Annotated in this window: 2 protein-coding genes; both read left to right on the top strand. The window is 63.4% G+C overall.

Annotated elements, in window-relative coordinates; all coding sequences use genetic code 11:
* Positions 1 to 205 precede the first annotated feature (205 nt).
* On the top strand, positions 206 to 1,189 hold the full coding sequence (locus AC3G88_RS29350; protein WP_488773169.1) for a tripartite tricarboxylate transporter substrate binding protein: 984 nt from the start codon (positions 206 to 208) through the stop codon (positions 1,187 to 1,189).
* Positions 1,190 to 1,409: 220 nt separating this feature from the next.
* The coding region (locus AC3G88_RS29355; protein WP_488894488.1) for a hypothetical protein at positions 1,410 to 1,610 on the top strand (201 nt) is incomplete at its 3' end.

Genomic DNA, 1,610 nt, shown 5'->3' on the forward strand with positions numbered 1-1,610 from the left:
GAACACCGGTTGAACACCCCACGGTAAATCAAGGGCTAGCGGGCTGCTGGGCATGCAGCCCCCGCATGCGGGCGATGAAATCGGTGGATAAGCCCGGCACCCCCGCCGTTTCCCGATAGCCGCCGCCCGGCGGCATTGTCATACTGCGCGGACAACCTCGCAGACCGGACATGCGCGATCCGGCAGACAATCAGGAGACAACTTCATGCAACGACGTCGTTTCTTCCGCGTCGCGCTGGCCGCTTCCGGCCTGACGCTGGCGGCATCGCTCGGCCCCCAGGCACTGGCTGCCGATGACTTCCCCACCCGTCCGATCCGGCTCATCGTGCCGTACGGCGCCGGCGGCGTGACCGACCAGGTGACACGCGCGCTGGCCGACGCCGCCGGCCGCGAACTGGGACAGTCCATCGTCGTCGAAAACAAGCCCGGCGTCAGCGGCACGCTGGGCGCCACCCAGATGGTGACCACCGAGCCCGACGGCTACACGCTGAGCATGGCACCCGTGGTGATCTTCCGCCTGCCACACGTCCAGAAGATGCGCTACGACGCGCTCAAGGACCTGACCTACGTATCGATGATCGCGGACTACAACTTTGCTGTGGCCGTGAAGAAGGATGCGAAGTGGCAAACCATGCAGGAACTGATCGCCGACGCCAAGGCGAACAAGAAAGGCATCAGCTACGGCACCACCGGCATCTACGGCAGCCAGCACCTGACGATCTCCGAACTGGCGCGCGTGTCGCAATCGAACTGGACGCACGTGCCGTACAAGGGCGACGCCGAGGCCATCACCGCGTTGCTGAGCGGCTCGTCCGATGTGGCCGTGCTGTCGAACACGCTGCTGCCCTACGTGCAGAACGGACAGATGCGCGTGCTCGCCACGCTCTCCGAAAAGCGCGCGGCCGACTTTCCGAACGCCCCGACTCTGAAGGAAATCGGCTACCCGGTGTGGTCGAACTCGCCGTTCGGCATCATCGGCCCGGCCAACATGAAACCGGCCGTGGTCAAGCGCCTCGACGAAGCCTTCCGCAACGCGCTCAAGGACCCGAAATTCCTGAACGTGACCCGCCAGTACGGCATGGTCACGAACTACATGGGCCCTGAGCAATACGCGGCCTACGCCCAGAAGGCCTTCAAGAGCGAAGGTGAAATCATCTCGCGCCTGGCCGAGGCGATGAAGAATCAATAGGCGTTTTCCGAAGTCGGCTCCGGCGCGTCGCCAGTGATCTGACGACGCACCGGAGCCGCGGAATCGCGTTCGATGTTTCTTGTCTATCGCAATACCACGAATTCCTGCTTTACCCCCCTCCTCCCTTGCGCTGAATTAGACATCAGCCATTCAGCGGTCTCAGAAGTTGGCAATCCATGTAGCGTGCGACGCACTACACCAGTGCATCGATACGCAAATCATGGTTGTCGAAGATCGATTGGTATCCGGCGTCGATCTCGCCGGGCTCGCAACCGGGCGGGCCGCTTACCGCCTCGAAGTCCCCGCCGCGCCCACCGCCATCGCCCTGTCGGTGGTCTCGTTCAAGGCCGTTGAGACCCTCGGCAAGCCTTACGAGGTCACCGTCCAGCTGACCCATCCGCTGGAACTGGACCGTGCCGAC

It is taken from the genome of Cupriavidus sp. 86D6, assembly GCF_057815095.1.